Genomic DNA, 22793 nt, shown 5'->3' on the forward strand with positions numbered 1-22793 from the left:
AACTTACAAAAAAAACGATCTAATTATTGGTAATGTTGGTAGAGTTTGCAGCGCCTCTGCCTAGAATTCGATCATATCTGGCGCCCATTTCTCGGTAATAGACCAGTACGGTATAATCATTTTCTGTTTGCCAGAAGTTTCCATCTATGGCTCCTTCATCAATGCTGCCGTCCCGATTTACTAACACATATTTGTAGTTATAAAATCCTTGTTTAAAAAGGCGAGTGCTTTTATAAGTATCGCTTTTTGAATCGTATTTCATATAAGTAGAGCCATCTATTGTCCAGTTGTTAAAATTGCCATAGATGTGCAGTTCTTTATCAGCAATATCATCATAATACATGAGGTTGAAGTGCATGCGCACATATTCGGCTTCAATATCCGGATTCTGGACATCGATATTTCGAACGACAAAATTACCATTGATATCAGGGTTGTAAGTATAGGGGCGATCTTTTCTTGAGATATTGGTATATAGATAATTTTCGTAAATATCGGTTACTTCCACACGACGTACACCGTTGGATGCCGAACGAACATCTTTATTGTCGAAAAACAGAAATTCATTTCCTCCCCAAAAAGCAGCTTCTTTATCATAACGATAGATCAGTTTTGACCCGATTGTGTACTGAGGTACTAAATTGGTGATCGCAGTTTTTATATTACTATTCTGAAGTACCAATGCATGCACATTCTGTTTGGGGTTTATTAGAAGCAAGGTAGGAGAGTCTATTTCGAACTGTACCACTTGTTTTTCATGGATATAAGAAATATCCCGTGAGCGTTTTATACTAACTTCAACATTTAATAAATCTTCATAAACCATAAATTTACGGGTGAAAATCAGTTCATTGCTGTCGTTATAGATGCTTAAAAGATAATTTCCGCTCTTATTGATCGATCTAGTTTCCCTATTTGGGATAGACAATGTATAATGAGAAAATATTTGAAGCGTGTTAAACGAGTTTTCGTAAGTTTCAATACGAACCTCGTCGAAACCATTAAGGTATTCCCCTTTGGAAAGGTCGCTTGGAGTCCAATCGAAGTTATAATGTGTTATTTTGTAGTAATAGTCTGCTTCGTCACCATGAATATCGTCGAACGAAAGTTCGAGCCTTTCACCTAGCCGAATAATTGGTAGTTCCGATTGGGCAGATGATCCTTTAAATTCGACGGTGCTAATGTACGAGGGCTCATTCTTTTCCTGAACCTGTGCTATTACAGGAAGAAGGAAAGTTAAAAGTAATAGCGTGCTGCAAAATTGTTTTGTCATTGAACAAATTTTAGTGGTTAAAGATAAGCAAATTTTGTGCCTCAAAATCACCTTATGAAATCCTATAGTCATTTCTTAAGAAAATTATAAATTTTTATTATGTGATGCTACATTAAATTTATAAATTTGCACTCCCAAACCCGAATGTCATCGGGAGCGGAACAAAAGAGAACTTAACACAAGTATTCTATGTCTAAAGACATTAAGATTAAAAAAGGTCTTACAATTAGATTAAAAGGCGAAGCTGATAAAACACTTTCCAACGCGCCACGTTCAAGAACATTTGCTGTAAATCCATCGAACTTTCACTTGATTACACCTAAAATGGTGGTTAAAGAAGGAGCGAAGATTTTGGCAGGTGACACGATTTTTTATTCTAAAAGTAAGGAAGAAATTAAGTTTGTTTCTCCCGTAAGCGGAACCTTAACGACTATTGCAAGAGGTGCAAAGCGAGTTATTACTCAAATCACTATCGAAGCAGATTCACAAGACTCCTTTAAGGACTTCGGAAGTGTAAATCCGGAAACCATCGAAGCGAATGCTCTAAAAGAACATTTGCTTGCTTCAGGTTGTTGGCCGTTTATTAAACAACGTCCGTACGATGTGATTGCAAATCCGGATGTAAGTCCGAAAGCGATTTTTGTATCTGCCTACGCGACGGCTCCATTGGCTGCCGACTATGATTACACCTTAAAAGGAAAAGAAAAGTTTTTGCAAGCTGCTTTAACGGCTCTTGGAAAATTAACTTCTGGTCAGGTACATGTTTCGGTAGGAAGTGAGGCTAAATCACCATTTTCTGATCTACAAGGGATTAATTTACACCGTGTTTCCGGGCCACATCCGGCAGGGAACGTAGGTACGCAAATCGCTAAGATCGATCCAGTAAACAAAGGAGAGACTGTTTGGACGGTTTCACCTCAGGATTTGGTAATTATTGGGGAGTTATTACTTACTGGAAAGTTTAATGCAGAACGAATAGTGGCTTTGGCAGGATCGCCTGTAAAGACACCAAAATATTATAGAACGAAAATTGGAGCTGAGGTTTCTACTTTCTTGTACGATGCTGGTTTAGACGAAGAAAACGTACGTGTTATCAACGGAAATGTTTTAACCGGTAATAAAATATCACCAAAAGGATTTTTAGGATATTACAGTGATGCTATCACAGTGATTCCTGAAGGAGACGATTACGAACTATTCGGTTGGAACAAGCCGGTTTTTAATAAGATTTCTCCTTCAAGAGCAATGACTTTTTCTTGGATGTTTCCGAAGAAAAAATACGATCTTGACACAAATACTAACGGAGAACATAGAGCATTTGTAGTTACTGGTAATTACGAAGAAGTTTTTCCTTTAGACATTTATCCATTACAAATTCTGAAGGCGTGTATGGTTCAGGATCTTGATGCTATGGAGGCTTTGGGAATGTACGAAGTAGCTCCTGAAGATTTTGCACTTACAGAGTTTATCTGTGTATCTAAGCAACCACATCAGGAAATTATTCGAAATGGTCTTGATTTAATGTATAAAGAAATAGGGTAACGCTATGGGCTTAAAACAAAATTTACATAAGCTAAAAGAGAAATATAAAGGGACAAAGATGGCTCCTGCGTTTAACGCAATCCATACCTTTTTATATCTGCCAAATGAGACTACACACTCTGGAGGGCATGTTCGTGCTGCAGATGATTTAAAGCGTACAATGAACACTGTTATCATGGCCTTAGTACCGTGTTTGATCTTCGGTATGTTTAATGCTGGATATCAATATCACTTGGCACTAGGAGATATTCAGGCAGTTTCTAGTGGTTTTTTTAGCAGCGAATTCTGGAACTGGGATAACCTGGTTATCGGACTTTGGAAAGTATTGCCTCTAGTAATTGTATCCTATGGAGTAGGTCTTGCTGTAGAATTTATATTTGCAATGATTAAAGGTCATGAGGTTGAAGAAGGGTACTTAGTAACGGGAATGTTAGTTCCTTTAATTGTACCTATCGATATTCCTCTTTGGATGCTTACTATTGCCGTTATTTTTGGTGTGGTTATAGGAAAAGAAGTGTTTGGTGGAACAGGGATGAATATCTTAAACCCTGCATTGACCATTCGTGCTTTTCTTTTCTTCGCATATCCTACATGGATGAGTGGTGATAAAGTATGGGTTCACGGTGCTGTTGAAAGAGTTGGACAACCCGACGCGATTTCAGGAGAAACAATATTAGGAAGTCTTGCTCAGAGCAACCCTGCCGGTTACGACTGGTTGGATATGTTCTACGGGTTTATTCCCGGATCTGTTGGAGAAACTTCCACACTACTAATATTATTAGGTGCCTTATTCCTGATTTATTCAAAAATTGGAAGCTGGAGAATTATGGTGTCGGCGGTTGTTGGAGCACTTATTATGGGCTTTATCTTTAATAGTGTAGTGGATGCGGGTATAATTACTGAAACTAGTAAATTCTACGGATTAATGAGTACCGAATTCTGGCAACATCTTATAATTGGTGGTTTAGCCTTTGGTATTGTCTATATGGCAACCGATCCGGTAACTGCTTCTCAAACAAATAAAGGGAAATGGATCTACGGATTTCTAATTGGATTTATTTCTGTCCTTATTCGTGTTTTTAATCCTGCTTATCCGGAAGGTGTAATGTTAGCGATCTTGCTTATGAATGTGTTTGCACCTACGATCGATCATTATGTGATTCAAGGCAATATAAAGAAAAGAATGAAGCGTTTAAAAGTTAAAACAGCGTAATCATGGCAAAGAATACAGATAAAAATAGTTATACGATCATCTTTGCGATTGTAATGGTTTTGGTAGTAGGATCTATCCTCGCCGGACTTGCGCAAGGTTTAAGAAGCACGATCAAGCAAAACGAACGCTTTGAAAAGATGCAGAATATACTGTATGCAATGGGCGTAAATGATAACGAAGGAGATGGCGATGTGAATTTTATCCCAACTAAAACGGTTGAAGCAGACTTTAATAAGTACGTTAAAAAGCAACTAGTAATCCAAGGTACAGATGTTTCCGAAGATAAAGAGGCTTTTCTTATTGATCTTAATAAAGAAAAGGAGAAAGCAAAAGACCCATCTTATAAAAGAAGATTGCCACTGTTTGTTGGTGAGAAAGAGGGAGAGACTTTTTATGTAATTCCCGTTCGAGGAAAAGGACTTTGGGATGCGATCTGGGGATTTATAGCAATCGATAAAGATTTTGTTGTTCAAGGTGTATTTTTCGATCATAAGGGTGAAACTCCAGGATTGGGAGGAGAAATTAAACAACGTTACTTTATGGATGACTTTACAGGGGAGCACATTTTGTCTGGGGAAGCGTTTGAAGGGATTACTGTGGCAAAAGGTAATAATGATCCTTTAAATAAAGACAAAGACGATAATGAAGTGGATGCATTGGCAGGAGCTACAATAACCGGAGACGGAGTTACAGCAATGATCAAGAAGGATATGAGAATGTATTTGCCTTATCTAAAAACTTTAAAACAATAAATTATGGGATTACTTTCGAAAAAAGACAGTAAGTTAATTTTAGACCCATTGGCAGATGACAACCCAATTACCATACAGGTACTGGGAATTTGTTCTGCTCTTGCAATTACAGCACAGCTAAAAGCTTCTATTGTCATGGCCATTTCGGTATTGTTCGTATTGGGTGTTGGAAACGTGGTAATTTCTTTGATGCGGAATATCATCCCATCGAAAATTAGAATTATTGTACAACTAATTGTAGTTGCAACGCTTGTAATTATTGTTGATCAAGTACTGAAAGCTTTTGCATATGAACTAAGTAAAGAATTATCTGTATTTATTGGTTTGATTATCACAAACTGTATCATTATGGGGCGTTTTGAAGCATTTGCTTTAGGAAACGGACCTTGGCGTTCATTCCTTGATGGAATTGGAAATGCCGCTGGTTATGGTGTTATTCTAATCATCGTTGGATTCTTTCGTGAGTTACTAGGGTCTGGAACATTACTCGGTTTTAAAGTACTGGGAGATCCTATCGCTAAAACAGGATTGTATTCTATTGGTTATGAAAATAACGGATTTATGTTATTATCACCAATGGCATTGATCATTGTAGGACTCATAATCTGGGTACAACGTTCAAGAAATAAAGCATTAATTGAAGAAAACTAAATAGATCTGAGATAATAGATGTGAGATATGAGAATCTCAAATCTAAAGTCTAAAGTCTAAAATCTTATAAAATGGAGCACATAGAATTATTTTTCAAATCGATCTTCATAGATAACATGGTATTTGCAACCTTCCTTGGGATGTGTTCATACCTTGCGGTTTCAAAGAAGGTTACTACTGCAGTAGGATTGGGAGCTGCGGTTATTTTTGTATTGGCCGTTACCGTTCCTATGAACTGGTTATTGGATCAGTATATTTTACGCGACGGTGCGTTGGCATGGCTTGGACCTGAGTACGCAGAATACGATCTAAGTTTCTTATCGTTTATCTTGTTTATCGCTACAATTGCTACAATGGTACAATTGGTAGAGATAATTGTGGAGAAATTTTCACCATCGCTTTATAATTCATTAGGTATTTTTCTTCCATTGATTGCCGTAAACTGTGCAATTTTAGGAGGTTCCTTGTTTATGCAGTCGCGTGATATCGCAACTTTAGGACTAGCCTTGAATTACGGTGTAAGTTCGGGAATCGGATGGTTCCTTGCGATTGTTGCTATTGCTGCTATTCGTGAGAAAATTAGATATAGTAATGTACCACCACCTTTAAGAGGGTTGGGGATAACTTTTATTATTACCGGATTGATGGCGATTGGATTTATGAGCTTTGGAGGAATGCTAACAGGAGGTGACGATGCTGAAGTTTCAGAAGTGCAAACAGCACAGATTGAAAAAGCTTCCGAAGAAAAGGAAATGATTAACGAAAATACAGCCTCTGTTGAAGCTGTTGAAGTTTCAGAAATAACACAGCAATAATATGTTTTTAGCAGTAAGCACATTAGGAGTTATTATAGCAACAGTCATCGCCTTTATGGTGCTGACCTTGCTTTTGGTTTCACTTTTATTATTTACAAAGCAGAAACTTTCTCCGTCCGGTCCTGTAAAGATTACTATCAATGACGAAAAGGTGATCGAAGTGGCCTCGGGAGGTACTTTGCTCACAACCCTAAGTAGTGAGAAGATATTTCTTCCATCGGCTTGTGGTGGTGGAGGAACCTGTATTCAGTGTGAATGTCACGTACTTTCGGGTGGAGGAGAAGCACTTCCTACAGAAACGCCTCACTTTAGTAGAAAAGAGTTGAAAGATGGTGCCCGTTTGTCATGTCAAGTAAAAGTAAAACAGGATATGAATATTCATATTCCTGAGGAAGTCTTCGGAATTAAAAAATGGGATGCGACGGTAGTAAGAAATTTCAATGTAGCATCTTTCATTAAAGAATTTGTTGTTGAGATCCCTGAAGATATGGGTTATAAGGCAGGTGGTTATATCCAAATCGAGATTCCTCCATGTGAGATCAATTTCAAAGATATGGACATTACAGCACACCCGGAAGAACATGAAACACCGGATAAATTTCAAGCCGAATGGGATAAATTCAGCTTGTGGCCATTAGTGATGAAAAATAACGAAACTGTAGAGCGTGCTTATTCAATGGCTTCGTATCCTGCAGAAGGGCGTGAGATCATGTTGAATGTTCGTATCGCAACTCCGCCATTTGACCGTGCGAAAAATGGATGGATGGATGTAAATCCCGGAATTGCTTCTTCATATATTTTTAATCAGAAAAAAGGTGATAAGGTTGTTATTTCTGGACCTTATGGTGAATTCTTCATCAATCCTTCAGAATCAGAAATGTTGTATGTTGGTGGTGGAGCAGGAATGGCACCTATGCGTTCACACTTGTATCATCTCTTCAAAACCTTGAAGACTGGTAGAAAAGTGACCTATTGGTATGGAGGTCGTTCTAAGCGTGAATTATTCTACTTAGATCACTTTTTACAGCTAGAAAATGAATTCCCAAACTTTAAATTTTACTTAGCCTTGTCCGAACCTATGGAAGAAGACAACTGGAAGGTAAAAGAAAATATTGATGCTCCTGGAGATGGGTTTGTCGGGTTTATCCACCAAGTGGTAATCGACAACTACTTAAATCTTCACGAGTCTCCGGAAGACATCGAGTTGTATTTCTGTGGTCCTCCATTAATGAATCAAGCGGTTCAGAAAATGGGAGAAGATTTCGGAATCCCGGACGAGAACATCAGATTTGATGATTTTGGAGGCTAACTAAGACTCTTATCAAATAAATTTACTAAAAGCCGAATACAGACTGTATTCGGCTTTTTCTATTCCTGTTAAAATGTTTTTCATCTATTATGAGCTATTAAAAAATTGTAAAATATTAGCTTTTAGTAAATAAACCCGTTGTGCACTTTAACATTGTTAATGTATTGGGGTTAATTCAATTTGTTGATTATCAGTATGATGAAGAATTTCTGCAGTTAAATTAAAATGCGCAACTGATAAAAAATAAAAAACAACGTTTAATGGTAAATAATATCGATAAAGTGTTACATTTGAAACCATTATTTCTAAAACTGTAAAAATGAAAAATGCCCCTATAATTCTTTTTTTAGCGATACTATTTGCTATACCTATCTCTTGTAATGAAAAAGCATCTTCTTATGATGAAGTCGCTAAACGACCTGAAACAAAAGGAAAAAGAGAACGTTCGGGTCACCCTGAAAAAAATGCTCTTTGGACTCCTGAAGAAGCTGCTAATCACCAAAGAAAACTATTAAAAACAGCTCAATTTGCGAGACCCTTTAACCACAATAAGGCGCAGGCTATTACGTCATATGCCAATGGAGCTTTAACCGGCGAATGGGTAAACAGAGCTCCTAAAAATATGCCTGGTGCATTTAAGTTTGCCGAAATGTTAGATGGTACAGATATCATATATGGAGTTACCTGGAATCATTATGTAGGAGAATATAATTCGTCATCTTACATACATAAAGGAACTGTTTATAACCCTACAACTGGAACCGGGGGAGATGATTTTCAAATAATAACTCCAAACTGGCCTAACAGATATCAGAATCTGTTCGCATTTCAAATAACTGGTCAAGTACGCTTAGTAGCACAAATAGAGAGTGGACCCGTGTATTACTCTGATGATGAAGGTGCAACATGGGTATTAGCCACAGGGCTTCCTGCTGCTACCACGAGTGCTGTAATTAATAGGCAAGATTCCAATAGAATATACGTTACCGAAGGGACCACTGTTTATGTTTCTACTGATTTTGGTGCTAGTTTTTCAACGCTCCAAACCTTCCCATCATCACAGAGTTCGTTTTTATATACGCCTAGATATGCTGTACAAGGCAATGCTCAAGAGGTTTATTTAGCGCGAAGCGGAAGTTTTTATAAACTGAACGCTGCTAAAACGAATTTTGATTTAAGAGGTACATATACGTCATCGCACACAAACTCAGCATTTAGTATAGGCGGTGATGATAGTAAACTATATGTGACCGAAAATAAAAAATACTACGTTTCTACAGATGAAGGAAATAATTGGACAACAAAAACCCCTAATGGAAATTGGTATGGAGATACAAGCGGACCAATGGATGCAGGTTTCTTTATGGCTGTACACCCTACAAATACTGAGATATCTCTAGGAGGATATGCAATTCCTGTTATTTCAACAGACGGATTAGATAATGTACAAACAGATCATACGGGTTGGGGTAATTATCAAAACGGTACTAACTTATCGGTTGCAGATTATCATAATCGCATTCGATTTAATTACCATCCAGATTTTCAATCTTCTCACTTTTTCTATAATAGTAGTGGTAATATATTGTCTGTTCGTTGTTCTGATGGGGGAATGTATGTTTCTTATAAAGAATGGACCGATTTTCCAGCTCCAGGAGCAGGTTATAATAATACAGATTATGCAAATGCACATTTCATCAACATTAATTTATTGAGTACAATTACTCCTTTAGTGTATCGAAAAACAATTTTTACGGGTAGTAATAATCCAGATCATATAAATTTTGCAACTCAAGATCAAGGATCTCAAAGCATTATACCAGGAACAAGTGGTGATGTTTTAGATTTTTATCAATCAATTGGTGGAGACGGGCAAACAATAGATAGCTATGATGGTGTTTCTGCTTGGAAGTGGGATTATAACGGTTCTAAAGTTTGGTCTCCCGTTTCAGTGTATGGTAATGGAGGTGCTTTTCAATCAATTGGAGCTATACACGGACAGTTTAGCTCTAGTCAAACGGTTGACTTTACGGGAGCTACTGAAATGTACTGGGCACAAACATATATCGATCGTCATAACCCTGATCAAGCCCTTTGGGTACTTCGGAAAAATTTACACCGTGCAAAGTGGAATGGCACAACATTGACAGGTCTTACGATAACCAAAGGAATTAATCAAGTAGCAGCATTAGCACAAGGTAGTGTGAATGCTAATAAATTATATATGCTCCAAGATGGAGATGTTTATATCTCTAATGATAGAGGAAATACTTTTGGTACAGCAATAAACACTCCTTTTAATAAAACAAATGGAGGTTGGACAAAAGGAGACATTGGAAGTGGAGTAGTGCTTCCAGGTAATGATAATTGGGTTATATTTTGTGGCCCTACTCTCGGTAATAATGTAGGTTCAATTTTATCGAAAGATGGAGGAACTACATGGATAGATGTTACTGGAGATTATCCAACAGGTGATGATACCCAGACAGGTGGAATGGAAGTTACCCCTGATGGGAAATTTGTATTTGCGGGTACAGATATAGGTGCTTTTGTTTTTAATGTGGCTGAAGAAAAATGGTATTCATTATCTGAAGGTGCTGGGTTTTTTAATACCACAGATGTACAATATATAGCATCAACTAAGACCATGCGATTTGCTTCTTGGGGATCAGGAATACTTGATTTTAAAATTGAAGAATTAAACCCGGTGTGTTTAAGTGAATCAACAATTGTTCAAAATACAATTTCTATTCATTCTGTAAGTAGCCAACAAACAACTTCTGGAAATGAATCGGCAGCTAGTGTTTTAGATAATGACTCTAGTACATTCTGGCATACGAAATACAGTGCTCCAGCAGCTGTGTATCCTCATGAAATTGTTCTGGATTTAGGTAGTGCAAAAGTCATTAAAGCTTTTCGCTATTTACCGAGACAGTCAGGTTCGAATGGTCGAATTGCGAATTATGAAATATATATAACTAATAACACCGGTAACTATGGAACTGCGGTTGCAACAGGTACGTGGCCTAATTCTTCTGCCGAAGAATTAGTAACTTTTACTCCAAAAGAAGGAAGATATGTTCGATTAAGAGCTTTGAGTGAGGTTAATGGTAATAATTGGGCTTCCGCTGCCGAATTAAATATTGTTGAGTGTGAAGCTGGTTGTATCAGTGGATCTACCACATACACTACGGCAGGTGGTTGGAGTAATGGTGCTCCTAATAGTTCTACCGAAGCTATCTTTAAAGATAGTTACAATACCAGCACTGGAAATATTACAGCTTGTGGATTAATAGTAGAAAATGGCGCTGTAGTAACAGTAGGTGCCGGAGAATACTTGTCGGTCGAAAGAAATATAAAAGTAGAAACAGGAGGTTCAATTATTGTGTCACATCAAGGAAGTGTTGTGCAGGTAGCTGATGACGCAGTTGTAATTAATAATGGAACTATTAATGTAAAATTAACTACTCCAGCGTTGAATGCACGTGACTTTATGATTATGGGAAGCCCAATGACTGCTGCTAATAATACAATGTTTAGTGCTTATCAAGTCTTAAATCATACAACGGCGAACTTTACTCCATATGTAGGTACACCAGCAGTTGTTGGTGTTAATTTCCACGATCAAGAAAGTAATGACTGGTCTAATTTTGTTGGACAACTAACACCTGGAGAAGGGTATTTAGTACGTCCATCATACACCGCAGGAGGAACGTATAACTATGAGTATAATCAAGGTACCTTAAACAATGGAATAATTACATATTCAGCCTTCTTCGGTGATGACAAGGAAGACAGTCCGAATGTGATATCCAATCCTTATGCTTCAGCTATTGATGCAACTATGTTGATTGCTAATAACGCGATGATTGATGAAGTTTATTTCTGGGAACACTTAACAACTCCAGTTAGTGGAATTCCGGGACCATTAAATGAAAATTTCAACATGGAAGACATTTCGACCTATAATGGTACTATGGGAATCCCTGCTTCAAACGATCCGGGAACTTCCACCACGCCTAATGGAGTTATTTCAACAGGGCAAGGTTTTGGAATTAAAGCCAATGCAGGAGGGAATGTAACTTTCAATAACGCAATGCGCTTAACTACCGGAAATACAACTTTGAGAAGATCGGTACCAAAAGACTTACTTTGGTTAACTGTTCGGGAAGGAGAGTACCATATGGGAAGCACAGCCGGAATAGGATTCCTTCAAAGTGCTTCGGAAAACCTTGATCCCGGATTCGACACTCAGAAATTAGGAACAGTGGTTTCGTTATATTCTCATTTACCTGATGGAAGCGAACAACTAGGTATCCAAGGACGTGAAATATTTGATGATGCAATCACTATCCCAATGGGCTTCTCTACTTTAGTTGACGAAGATGGCGGATTGCCGTATGTTATCTCAATTTCAGATATGGAAGGAAGTTTAATCGAAGAAGCTACGGTTTATTTGATCGATCACCTCGAAAACACTGTGACCAACCTAAGTGAAGGTAATTATGAATTTGTCGCAGAGGCAGGAACGTATGACAACCGATTTACACTTCAGTTCGAGTCGTTGATATTGGATGTAAATGCTTCAGAATTAGATGCTGTTTCCATATTCCCGAATCCTACTCAAAACACTATAAATATTGTATCTCCAAATGCCGCATTAACAGGTATTGAGATTTTTGATCTAAGAGGAAGAAGTGTGAAAAGAGTAACAATCACTTCCGAAACAACGCAACGTATAGACATTTCAAATCTTGAGAGTGCCCTTTATTTTGTGAAAATTTCTTCGGAAAATGGATTAATTACAAAGCGAATTATTAAACAATAACAACATATTCATATTATTTAAAAACCGTTTCAGTTTTTCTGAAACGGCTTTTTTTTAGTTCTATAAAGCTCTATATAACAGTTCCTCCCCTTATTTTAAGGGGAGGTGCCGTAGGCGGAGGGGTCTCTTCGGAAACATTCTCCTCACCGCCACATTTCATTCCTTGCAGTAAAGCCTTCCTAAGCGACCCTAATCCTTTTATCATCGCGGTTCTTCTGAAGCATTTACAAAAAAATCACTCCTTCTCCTCCTGGAAGAAGGCCGGGATGAGGATGTACATTTCTGGGTTCAATCCTCATCAATTCATCCTCCCCTTATTTCAAGGGGAGGTGCCGCAGGCGGAGGGGTCTTCAGAAAAAAACAAAATAAAAATCGATTCATAGGTTACAAAGCCCATTTCAGAAATGACTATTAAATAGACTGTCCGTTTTCCTCGTCGGACTATAATTTTAAACTAAATAGTCATGAGAACGAATACACTTTTAAAAAAGCAAGTACGCTTAAAGGGAATTATGGGTGCAATTGCAATACTGCTGTTTGCCACATTTCAATTAACAGCACAATCAAAAACGAGGCAGTATAATCCGAGGATCACCTCACAACAATTTCTGGAGGAACTTATGAGTAATCCTTCGGCAACTAATGAGTATGTCATTACATCACAACATACAAGTTCGTTGAGTGGCGTAGAACATACTTACATTCGACAAGCAATCAACGGAATTGAAGTCTATGGAACCGAATCAAGTATGCACAAGGCATCTAACGGAGCAACCATTAGAGCTCATGTAAACTTTGTTGCATCCATTGAAAATACGATAGTAAACAGTGCAGCAAGTATTAGTCCCGAAGAAGCTATTCAAGCAGTGGCAAATCAAATGGGATATACTGTTTTCAATTTGCAACAAAAGGGAAACCTTCGTGGTATTAACCAAAAAGGAGTTTTCAATGGAGGAGGTATTTCTAACCGCGACATTCCAGTGAAATTAATGTATTACTATAAGCAAACTGAAGGTACACGATTGGTTTGGGAATTGTCTGTGAATGAAAAAAACACTGCAGACTGGTGGAATTTTCGAGTGGACGCGGCGACGGGAAAAATTATTGATAAAGACAATTGGACGGTTTCTTGCAATATCACAGGAGATCATAGCGAGGAAGGACATAATGCTATGGCCACAAACCTTGAGTTAAAAACATCAAAAATTACAGATAAAATAACAATAGCTGATGTTGGTAAGAAGATAAGTGAAGGAGCTGTTTTAGTTCCAACCTACAAGGTTTTTCCAATGCCATTTGAAAGTCCTTACGATACTCCAAGGGTTCCTATACCTGCCCCCTCTCACCCTGTAGCTTCTCCCGATGGATGGCATACAGTTGGAACTACCACTTATGCCTATACTAAAGGAAATAATATTTCGGCCTTTGATGATGGCGAGGATGATGATGTGGGCACAGAAGCAGATCATACTCCGGAATCTGCTCCAGGACTAATCTTCGATTATGCGTTTGAAGCAACTGCAGCAGGACTGCCGGTTTATTTTGCAACAGATCAGTCTGAAGACGCTGCAATTACAAATTTGTTTTATTGGAATAATATTATACATGATATTACCTATTTATACGGGTTCGATGAAGTAGCAGGGAATTTTCAATCGACTAATTTCGGCTTAGGTGGTGAAGAAGGAGATAGTGTTGATGCTCAAGCTCAGGATAGTGCAGATCTTGCACCTACTAGTGGTAATCGCTGTAATGCAAATTTTGCGACACCGCCAGACGGGGATATCCCCATTATGCAAATGTACATCTGCGATGGGCCAATGTCGCCAGGTTTACAAGATGGTAGTTACGATGCCCTCGTAGTTACCCATGAATATGCTCATGGTATTTCTACTAGATTGGTTGGAGGGGCATGCTTCATACATCCTTTTGCCAATGCTGAACAGATGGGAGAAGGCTGGAGTGATTTCTTTGGGTATATGCTAACAATGAACGATGATAATTTTGGTTCCGATAGACCTGTAGGAAACTTTTTAAAAGATCTGGGGCCTGTCGGACCAGGAATTAGACCGGCACCTTATAGTACAGATGGTTCGGTAAATGGTTTTACCTATGGAGATGTAGCCGATGCCGGTTCAATTTCAGTGCCTCATGGTATTGGTTTTATCTGGGCGACTATGTTATATGATTTAACTCAGATTCTTATAGATGCATATGGTTTCGATCCAGATCTTCACTCTGGAACTGGCGGAAATAATATTGCACTAAAACTTGTTATGGAGGGAATGAAATTTACACCCGTAGTTCCAGGTTTTGTAAATGCTCGTGATGGCATCCTAGATGCTGATTTCGCGCTTACAGGCGGGGAAAACGAATGCTTCATCTGGCTGGCTTTTTCAGGAAGAGGCCTTGGCGTAGATGCCGATCAGGGCTCAACCTTCGATCGTTTTGATGGAATTCCTGGTTTCGATATGCCCGTGGCGTCGTTCACTCCAAGTCGATTGGAGCTTTGTGTTTCTGAAGGCATCGTAACTGGATTGGGTGGTGGAAGACTAGTTGGAGGTAGTTATAGTGGCTCTTTTGTAACCAATGCGGGCGACGGAAAGACCTTCGAATTTGATACAGCTACTGCTGGAGTTGGAACACATTCGATAACCTATTTCGACGCCTGCACTGGAACATCGGCGATGGCTACCATAGAGGTAATTCCCGATACTTTACCGATAGTGATTTGTAAAGATGCCACCGTGACCTTAGATGCTATGGGAGAAGCTACTATCGAAAATGATGACGTAATAGCAAATATTATCAAAGGAAATGGAAGTTTGGGATATGAAGTTGATGATGAAGGAGTATTTGCTCCCACAGTGATTGCAGGAACAGTAGTGACGTTAGCTGAAGATTCAGGAACCGGCCCATTACCAATTGGATTCGATTTTTCTTTCTTCGGAATTTCGTACGACGAGTTTTATATCGCTTCCAATGGTTTCGTATCCCTTACAGGAACAGGTCTGTCAGGTATTCCTTCCTATTCTTCAACTGTTATTCCCAAAGGAAGTCTACCCAATGGGATGATTGCCCTTGCATGGACTGCACTAAGCCCACATGTTTCGGGAGTGGTTCAGTATAAAACCGTGGGAACCGAGCCTTTTAGAAAACTCGTGGTAAGTTATGAGGATGTACCATTTTACCTGTCAGCTAAAAAAGTAACAGTGCAGGTACATCTTTATGAAGGAACAAATATCATCGAGATACATAATACTTTAATTGAAAGTGTTGATTTCCCTAAAACCCAAGGAATAGAAAATAAGCTGGGAGACAAAGGCTATGCATCTCCGGGAAGAAACTATACAGAATGGACTGCAGACGAAGACATGGTGATATTTAAACCTATTAGCCCCGGAATGCCTGACAACTGTGGTAGTCCGGTGATCGTCACCCTAAGCAAATCTGACTTCACTTGCGATGATATTGGAGTAAATGTTGTGACGGTAACCGTCGATGACGGAATGGGAGGAATTGATACTTGTACGGCAGAAGTTACTGTAGAAGGAACTTCAACCACATGGACAGGTAGCTGGAGTGATTCGGCCCCAACATTGGGAAGCAAAGCTGTGTTTAGTTCGTCTTATAGTACTTCGACAGCCGATATAGATGCTTGTTCATGCGAAATTAATTCTGGAGCCACTATTACTGTGGAAGCCGGAGATTACTTAAATGTAAAACGCAACATTAGTGTTGAAGCTGGTTCAAGTTTAGTTGTTGAACATACAGGGAATGTAACCCAAGTTGATGAAGATGTTCTTGTCACGAATGCAGGAACCATTAATGTGAAATTAACAACTCCCGATCTCACAGCTAGAGACTTTATGATCATGGGTAGTCCGATGAGCACGGAGGATGAAACCGTATTCACCGATGTGTTACCAGCGTATCAGGTGTTAAATCATACTACCGCCGATTTTGATCCCTATGTCGGAACACCACCAGTGATAGGGGTAAATTTTCACGATATGGATAGCAACGATTGGTCGAACTTTACAGGAACTTTAAGTCCGGCAGAGGGTTATTTAGTTCGTCCATCTTATACTTCCAGTGGAACTTACGACTATTTATATGAAGCAGGAACATTGAACACCGGTGTGATTAGCTATGACGCCTATTTTGGAGATGATAAAGAAGATAGTCCGAACGTGCTTGCTAATCCGTATGCTTCTGCAATGGATGCCACTATGTTTATTGACCAAAATCCAATAGTTGATGAGGTATATTTTTGGGAGCATCTTACCACACCTATAAGTGGAATTCCGGGACCATTAACGGAGAATTTTAGTATGGAAGATATTTCGACCTATAATGGAACCATGGGTATTCCTGCATCCAATGATACGGGAACTTCAACCACACCAAACGGTATTATTTCTACAGGACAGGGCTTCGGAATAAAGGCAAATGCAGCCGGAGACGTGAGTTTTACAAATGCTATGCGCTTAACAAGTGGAAATACAACGCTGAGAAGACCGGTTGCCAAAGATTTAATTTGGTTAACTGTTAGGGAAGGTGAATATCATATGGGAAGTACTACTGGAATAGGTTTCCTTGAAAGTGCTTCGGAAAATTTGGATCCCGGATTCGATACTCAGAAATTAGGAACTGTAGTTTCACTTTACTCTCACTTACCCGATGGAAGCGAACAATTAGGCATTCAAGGCCGTGAAATTTTTGATTCTGAAATTACTATTCCGATGGGATTCTCAACTTTAATTGAAGCTGATGGGGGAATGCCTTACGTTATCTCGATTTCGGAATTGGATGGAAGTAATATCGAGGAAGCTACCGTTTATCTAATCGATCACTTAGAGAATACAATAACTAATCTTAGCGATGGGAATTACGAATTTCTTTCAGATGCAGGAACTTTTGACAACCGATTTATCCTTCAGTTCGAATCTATCGTTTTGGAGACTGAAAGTCATGTGTTAGACGAAATTGCGATCTATCCTAATCCAGCTTCAGAAGTACTACAGATCTCTTCGCCAATAGTCCCAATTGAAAAGGTTGAGCTTAGAGATTTAATGGGAAGAATAATATATTCTGAAAGTTTCAGAAATGAAAATAATGTGAAATTGAATATTTCAACTGAAGCGACAGGAGTATATTTTGTGTCGGTAATCACTTCCGAAGGAACTATTGTAAAAAGATTGATAAAAAAGTAATGCCATGAAAAGTTTTAAACGAAGATTATTTGTACAACACAGAAAACTCTATAATGAGTTAGCGTTTATAATGATGTCGAAAATTGATGCTTCATTTTATAACGACAACCTTAAACAACTGGAAATTCACACAATGGATTTACTTCGAACCGCATAAGTTTTATTGTTTTGTTGAAATAAACCCTTTTCATACTATTTGGAGAGGGTTTATTGCATTTATAACGCTAAGATGTTCTTTGGGAGCTGCTAAGAAAGTGCCAAATTTAATCACTAATATCATTGGCTTTTTTAAAATTCTGACTAATTCTTTGGTGATAATTAAGTGGAGGTTGTTTAGGATATTTTATAATAATATCGCTAAAATGTTGCGTATCAACGATAAAGTGTTATTTTTGACAATTATCAAATGATGCATAGTTACATTTAACCCCCAAATTTAACCTAGAATGAGAATTAATTACTTTATTGCCATTGCACTGTTTTGCTTCAGTCTAAACGGTTTTTCACAAAATAATGCTTCAAATAAGTATGCTAAGCAAATACAATCGGTTACCGATAGTTACGATCAGGCTAAGTTAGCCGAGCTTCGTGATATCTCTGAGTCAAAGTATTCAGCAAATAAAGGACAGATAGCATCTTATGCATTGTTGCATAATGTTCCTGTTCGATATGAAGATGATAAAGGGACTTTATTCGAATTACAGTTTATCGCCGATGATGGAACTCCTATTTACTATCAGACCTATAATGTTGCAGCTTCTGCTTCTACAAGGGCCAACTATTTGAATAGTGGAGGTGGTCTTGGTTTAAACTTAGATGGAGATGATCTAACGGCTCATGTTTGGGATGGTGGTTTGGCTAGAACATCACATCAAGAATACGATGGTGCCGGTGGTACAAATCGATTTTCGATAGGTGATGGAACTACCGCACTACATTATCATTCTGCCCACGTAACAGGAACTATAATGGCTTCTGGTGTAGTAGCAAATTCTAAAGGAATGGCGCCACGAGCAGATGCAGTGGGTTACGATTGGAACAGTGATGTTTCTGAAGCAACAACAGCAGCTGCAGCCGGTATGCTTATTTCAAATCACTCATATGGTTATGGCGCTTCAGGTATTCCGGACGAATGGTTTGGTCAATATGGCTCGGATGCTCGTGACTGGGATCAAATCGCTTACAATGCACCTTACTTTTTAATGATGGTGGCAGCAGGAAATGACGGTGCAGATAATTCTTCTAATGGAGCTCCATTGGATGGACAGACCGCTTACGATAAACTATCCGGACATGCGACAGCAAAAAACAATATGGTTGTTGCAAACGGACAAGATGCTTCAATTAACGGAGACGGGAGTTTAAATTCTGTTACCCGTAATTCAGGAAGTAGCGAAGGTCCTACAGATGATTACCGTATTAAGCCCGATATTATGGGGAATGGTACTCAGCTGTATTCAACTTATGAAACTTCAGATACTGCTTACAATTCAATTACAGGAACTTCAATGGCTTCTCCAAATGTTGCCGGAACCCTGCTTTTATTACAGGAACATTATGTGAATTTACATGGAAGCTTTATGCTGGCATCTACTTTAAAAGGATTGGCATTGCATACCGCAGATGATGTTGCACCAATTGGTCCCGATGCACAAACTGGATGGGGATTATTAAACGCTAAAAAAGCAGCAGAAACCTTAACCACGGCTGCAGCTTCTACAGGAAGTGCTATTGTAAGTGAATTAACACTAACGCAAGGACAGACGTATTCTGTTACAGTGCAATCTAACGGAACAGATCCACTTATGGCTTCTATTTCCTGGACAGATCCTGCAGCAGCTATAAATAATGGAACTAATAGTAATACTCCAGCCTTAATTAATGACCTGGATATCCGCTTAGAAAATGGACCTAACTATACGCCCTGGAAATTAACAGGAGTTACTACCAATGGCACCGGTGATAATATTGTAGATCCTTACGAAAGAGTAGATGTTTCAGGTGCTACAGGAACCTATACATTAACAGTAACACACAAAGGTACGCTTAGTAGTGGGTCACAAAATTACTCACTAATTGTTACCGGAGTTGTAGTATCAAGTACTCCATTAATTGCGTATTCAAATCTTTCCGATGATTTTACAGAAGAAAGCGATTGTAACTATACAGACATTAATGTTCCCTTATTAATCGCTAAAGAGCCTTCGCAAGATGCAACGGTTACTTTTGCCGTGAATGGTGGAACAGCTACCGATGGATTGGATTACGCTATTCAAACACCAACGGTTACATTTCTTTCAGGTTCTCTTGTTTCCCAGAATATGGTTGTAAGAGTCTATCATGATGGTTTTGTAGAAGGGTCTGAAACAGCAATAATCGATTTTACGGTAAACGCTAACGGAGGAGATGCTATTGCCGATACAAATGCAGACAGCTTCACATTAACGATTAATGATGATGATGCCGTTATTACACCGGTTACCACAAATATTATTTTTAGTGAAGATTTTGAAAATTCTCCTTTCGATTTTACAACTTCAGGGAATTCAGGATCAGATGTATTTCAGTTTGGAGGCAACGGGAACCTAACAAGTTCTTATTGGAGTACTACAGGAAATTCGAGTAATTTTGCTTTCAGTAATGATGATGCTTGTAATTGTGATAAAGCGAATGATCTATTAACTACCACAGCATTCAGTTTGGTAGGAAACTACACCTCTGCAACCTTGACTTTCGATCATGCCTTTGCAGATATAAGTACCGAAGTAGGTGATGTATTAATTAGTACAGGAGGTGCTTTTACATCTATACTAAATCTTACTAATACTTCTGTAGACAATGGTGGAAGTGTCTACACGACTCCATGGGTAAACAATAATACAATTAATCTAACCACATATATTGGACAAGCGAATGTAAGAATTCAGTTTCGTTATAATGATGGTGCAACCTGGCTATACGGAATGGCTGTTGATAATGTAGTGGTTTCTGCGGAAAGCAATACCAATGTTCAAACAGCTGTCAACAGTGGAAGTAGTAATCAAATTCTATTGTCCGGAGCGGGAACTGTTTATTCTACCGATGCCGTTTCTGGTGATGTCATGTTGGATATTACAAATAATAATGCCGATGATTATGGTTGTGTAGAAACATTTGTGTCTCGTTCCGGAACAGGAGCTCAGGCATATGATGGCAGTGTATCTCCTGATTTGGTAATGGATAAATCATTTGATGCTATTACTGGAAATTCTGTTGCTAGTGGGAGTACTTCGGTTACTTTTTATGCTACGGAAGCAGAAGTAGCCGGTTGGGAAACCGCGATTGGTGGAACTGTAGGAGTTTCACGTACAGATCTAGTTGCTGCCAGAGAAGTGGGAGGAAGTATTTCTGAAACTTCTCCACTCTCAATTGGAACTTTTGGAAGTCATGTTACTTTCACAGGTAATTTTACAGGAATGGAAGGTACCTTCTATTTCGGTCCTGCAGCTGCCTTTGTGGTAAGTTGTCCTGGAGTTACAAAAACATGGAATGGAAGCTGGAGTCCTACAGGAGCACCAGGTTCTACTGATACAGTTATAATTAATGCAACTTATAATACTACTACCAATGGAAACCTGGAAGCTTGTAAACTAACGATAAATTCGGGAGCTACGGTTACTGTACCTGCATTGACATACATACGAGTGAATGGTGACATAACTGTCGACGGAACCTTAGATGTAGCTCACACAGGAAGTATTGTACAAGTTGATGATACTGCGGTAGTACTCAACAATGGATCAATAAATGTAAACTTAACAACACCATCATTAACAGCACGTGATTTTATGATCATGGGTAGTCCAATGTCTTCGGAAGACGAAACTGCTTTTGTAGATGGAGTACCAGCATATCAAGTGCTTAATCATACCACGGCGAACTTTACTCCTTATGTTGGTTCACCAGCTGTAGTTGGAGTTAATTTCCACGATCAGGAGAGTAATGATTGGACAAATTTTTCAGGTACTTTAAATACAGCTGAAGGATATTTAGTCCGACCTTCATATACGCAAAGTGGAACCTATAATTATGTATTCGATCAGGGTACGTTAAACAATGGTGTAATCACTTACGCTGCCTTCTTTGGTGATGATAAGGAAGACAGTCCGAATATTCTATCTAATCCATATGCTTCGGCAATAGATGCAACTATGTTGATTTCCAGTAACGCGATGATTGATGAAGTTTATTTCTGGGAACATTTAACGACTCCCGTAAATGGAATTCCAGGACCGCTAAATGAAAATTTCAGCATGGAAGATATTTCAACCTATAATGGTACAATGGGAATTCCTGCTTCGAACGATCCGGGAACTTCGACTACACCAGACGGTGTTATTTCAACAGGACAAGGTTTTGGAATCAAGGCTAACGCAGGCGGAAATGTCACTTTTAACAATGCAATGCGATTGACCAGTGGAAATACAACATTAAGAAGACCGGTGGCTAAAGACTTGCTTTGGTTAACAGTTCGGGAAGGAGTATACCATATGGGAAGTACTGCAGGAATTGGTTTCTTAGAAAATGCAACGTCAGGACTGGATCAAGGATATGATACCGAAAAACTTGGAACTGTCGTTTCATTGTATACTCACCTTCTGGACGGAAGCGAGCAATTTGGTATCCAAGGACGGGAAGTATTTGACGATGCAATCACTATCCCAATGGGCTTCTCAACCTTAATTACAGAAGATGGTGGATTACCTTATGTAATCTCGATCGCAGATTTAGAAGGAAGTCTTATTGAAGATGCTACGGTTTACTTAATCGATCACCTTACGAACACTATTACTAACCTTAGTGAAGGTAATTACGAGTTTGTTTCCGAAGCAGGAACTTACAATAACCGCTTTACGGTTCAGTTCGAGTCGTTGATATTGGATGTAAATGCTTCAGAATTGGATACAATTTCAGTATACCCAAATCCAACTCAAAACATTCTGAATATAGTTTCGCCAAATACTTTATTAACAGGAATTCAAATCTTTGATGTAAGAGGAAGAAGTGTGAAAAATGTAACAGTCACTTCCGAAGCTAACCAAACTATAGACATATCAAATCTAGAAAGCGCGATGTACTTTGTGAAAATTTCTTCGGAAAACGGATCAATTACAAAACGCATTATAAAGCAATAAACTCCCTAGTTCATTAAATA

The 22793-nt window shown here is 38.7% G+C and carries 11 protein-coding genes; 10 read left to right on the top strand and 1 reads right to left on the bottom strand.

What is annotated here, in order from left to right:
• Positions 1–19 precede the first annotated feature (19 nt).
• Positions 20–1273, bottom strand: coding sequence for a type IX secretion system plug protein (locus tag BXY75_RS12530; protein ID WP_121908106.1), 1254 nt, complete (start codon positions 1271–1273; stop codon positions 20–22).
• 189 nt (positions 1274–1462) lie between these two features.
• Between BXY75_RS12530 and BXY75_RS12535 the strand changes: the two genes are divergently transcribed.
• From BXY75_RS12535 to BXY75_RS12580, 10 genes are all read left to right on the top strand, one after another.
• Positions 1463–2815, top strand: coding sequence for a Na(+)-translocating NADH-quinone reductase subunit A (locus BXY75_RS12535; RefSeq protein WP_121908107.1), 1353 nt, complete (start codon positions 1463–1465; stop codon positions 2813–2815).
• A gap of 4 nt (positions 2816–2819) precedes the next feature.
• Complete coding sequence (locus tag BXY75_RS12540) at positions 2820–4028, top strand: NADH:ubiquinone reductase (Na(+)-transporting) subunit B (protein WP_121908108.1); 1209 nt, start codon at positions 2820–2822, stop codon at positions 4026–4028.
• A gap of 2 nt (positions 4029–4030) precedes the next feature.
• Entirely contained in the window at positions 4031–4780 is a 750-nt protein-coding gene (locus BXY75_RS12545; protein WP_121908109.1) for a Na(+)-translocating NADH-quinone reductase subunit C, read from the top strand.
• A gap of 3 nt (positions 4781–4783) precedes the next feature.
• The gene (locus BXY75_RS12550) at positions 4784–5431 is read left to right on the top strand and encodes an NADH:ubiquinone reductase (Na(+)-transporting) subunit D (RefSeq protein WP_121908110.1); all 648 of its coding nucleotides are present in this window, start codon (positions 4784–4786) and stop codon (positions 5429–5431) included.
• A 71-nt stretch (positions 5432–5502) separates the two neighbouring features.
• Positions 5503–6246: an NADH:ubiquinone reductase (Na(+)-transporting) subunit E gene (nqrE, locus tag BXY75_RS12555; RefSeq protein WP_121908111.1), complete on the top strand. Its 744-nt coding sequence runs from the start codon at positions 5503–5505 to the stop codon at positions 6244–6246.
• Between the two features lies 1 nt (position 6247).
• On the top strand, positions 6248–7555 hold the full coding sequence (nqrF, locus tag BXY75_RS12560) for an NADH:ubiquinone reductase (Na(+)-transporting) subunit F (protein WP_121908112.1): 1308 nt from the start codon (positions 6248–6250) through the stop codon (positions 7553–7555).
• Positions 7556–7874: 319 nt separating this feature from the next.
• Complete coding sequence (locus BXY75_RS12565) at positions 7875–12383, top strand: discoidin domain-containing protein (RefSeq protein WP_121908113.1); 4509 nt, start codon at positions 7875–7877, stop codon at positions 12381–12383.
• A gap of 464 nt (positions 12384–12847) precedes the next feature.
• Positions 12848–17599 (top strand): M36 family metallopeptidase, encoded by a 4752-nt coding sequence (locus tag BXY75_RS12570; RefSeq protein WP_121908114.1) that lies wholly within the window; start codon positions 12848–12850, stop codon positions 17597–17599.
• A gap of 4 nt (positions 17600–17603) precedes the next feature.
• Entirely contained in the window at positions 17604–17756 is a 153-nt protein-coding gene (locus tag BXY75_RS17165) for a hypothetical protein (RefSeq protein ID WP_170152890.1), read from the top strand.
• A 289-nt stretch (positions 17757–18045) separates the two neighbouring features.
• Positions 18046–22773, top strand: coding sequence for a S8 family serine peptidase (locus BXY75_RS12580; RefSeq protein WP_121908116.1), 4728 nt, complete (start codon positions 18046–18048; stop codon positions 22771–22773).
• Positions 22774–22793 lie beyond the last annotated feature (20 nt).

The organism is Ulvibacter antarcticus, from assembly GCF_003688405.1.
GTDB lineage: Bacteria > Bacteroidota > Bacteroidia > Flavobacteriales > Flavobacteriaceae > Ulvibacter > Ulvibacter antarcticus.

Bases quoted from the DNA above. Each gene is read 5' to 3' on its own strand.
- BXY75_RS17165 (WP_170152890.1), top strand. From the start codon at position 17,604: ATGAAAAGTTTTAAACGAAGATTATTTGTACAACACAGAAAACTCTAT.
- BXY75_RS12565 (WP_121908113.1), top strand. From the start codon at position 7,875: ATGAAAAATGCCCCTATAATTCTTTTTTTAGCGATACTATTTGCTATA.
- BXY75_RS12550 (WP_121908110.1), top strand. From the start codon at position 4,784: ATGGGATTACTTTCGAAAAAAGACAGTAAGTTAATTTTAGACCCATTG.
- BXY75_RS12535 (WP_121908107.1), top strand. From the start codon at position 1,463: ATGTCTAAAGACATTAAGATTAAAAAAGGTCTTACAATTAGATTAAAA.
- BXY75_RS12545 (WP_121908109.1), top strand. From the start codon at position 4,031: ATGGCAAAGAATACAGATAAAAATAGTTATACGATCATCTTTGCGATT.
- BXY75_RS12580 (WP_121908116.1), top strand. From the start codon at position 18,046: ATGAGAATTAATTACTTTATTGCCATTGCACTGTTTTGCTTCAGTCTA.
- nqrF (WP_121908112.1), top strand. From the start codon at position 6,248: ATGTTTTTAGCAGTAAGCACATTAGGAGTTATTATAGCAACAGTCATC.
- BXY75_RS12570 (WP_121908114.1), top strand. From the start codon at position 12,848: ATGAGAACGAATACACTTTTAAAAAAGCAAGTACGCTTAAAGGGAATT.
- nqrE (WP_121908111.1), top strand. From the start codon at position 5,503: ATGGAGCACATAGAATTATTTTTCAAATCGATCTTCATAGATAACATG.
- BXY75_RS12530 (WP_121908106.1), bottom strand. From the start codon at position 1,273: ATGACAAAACAATTTTGCAGCACGCTATTACTTTTAACTTTCCTTCTT.
- BXY75_RS12540 (WP_121908108.1), top strand. From the start codon at position 2,820: ATGGGCTTAAAACAAAATTTACATAAGCTAAAAGAGAAATATAAAGGG.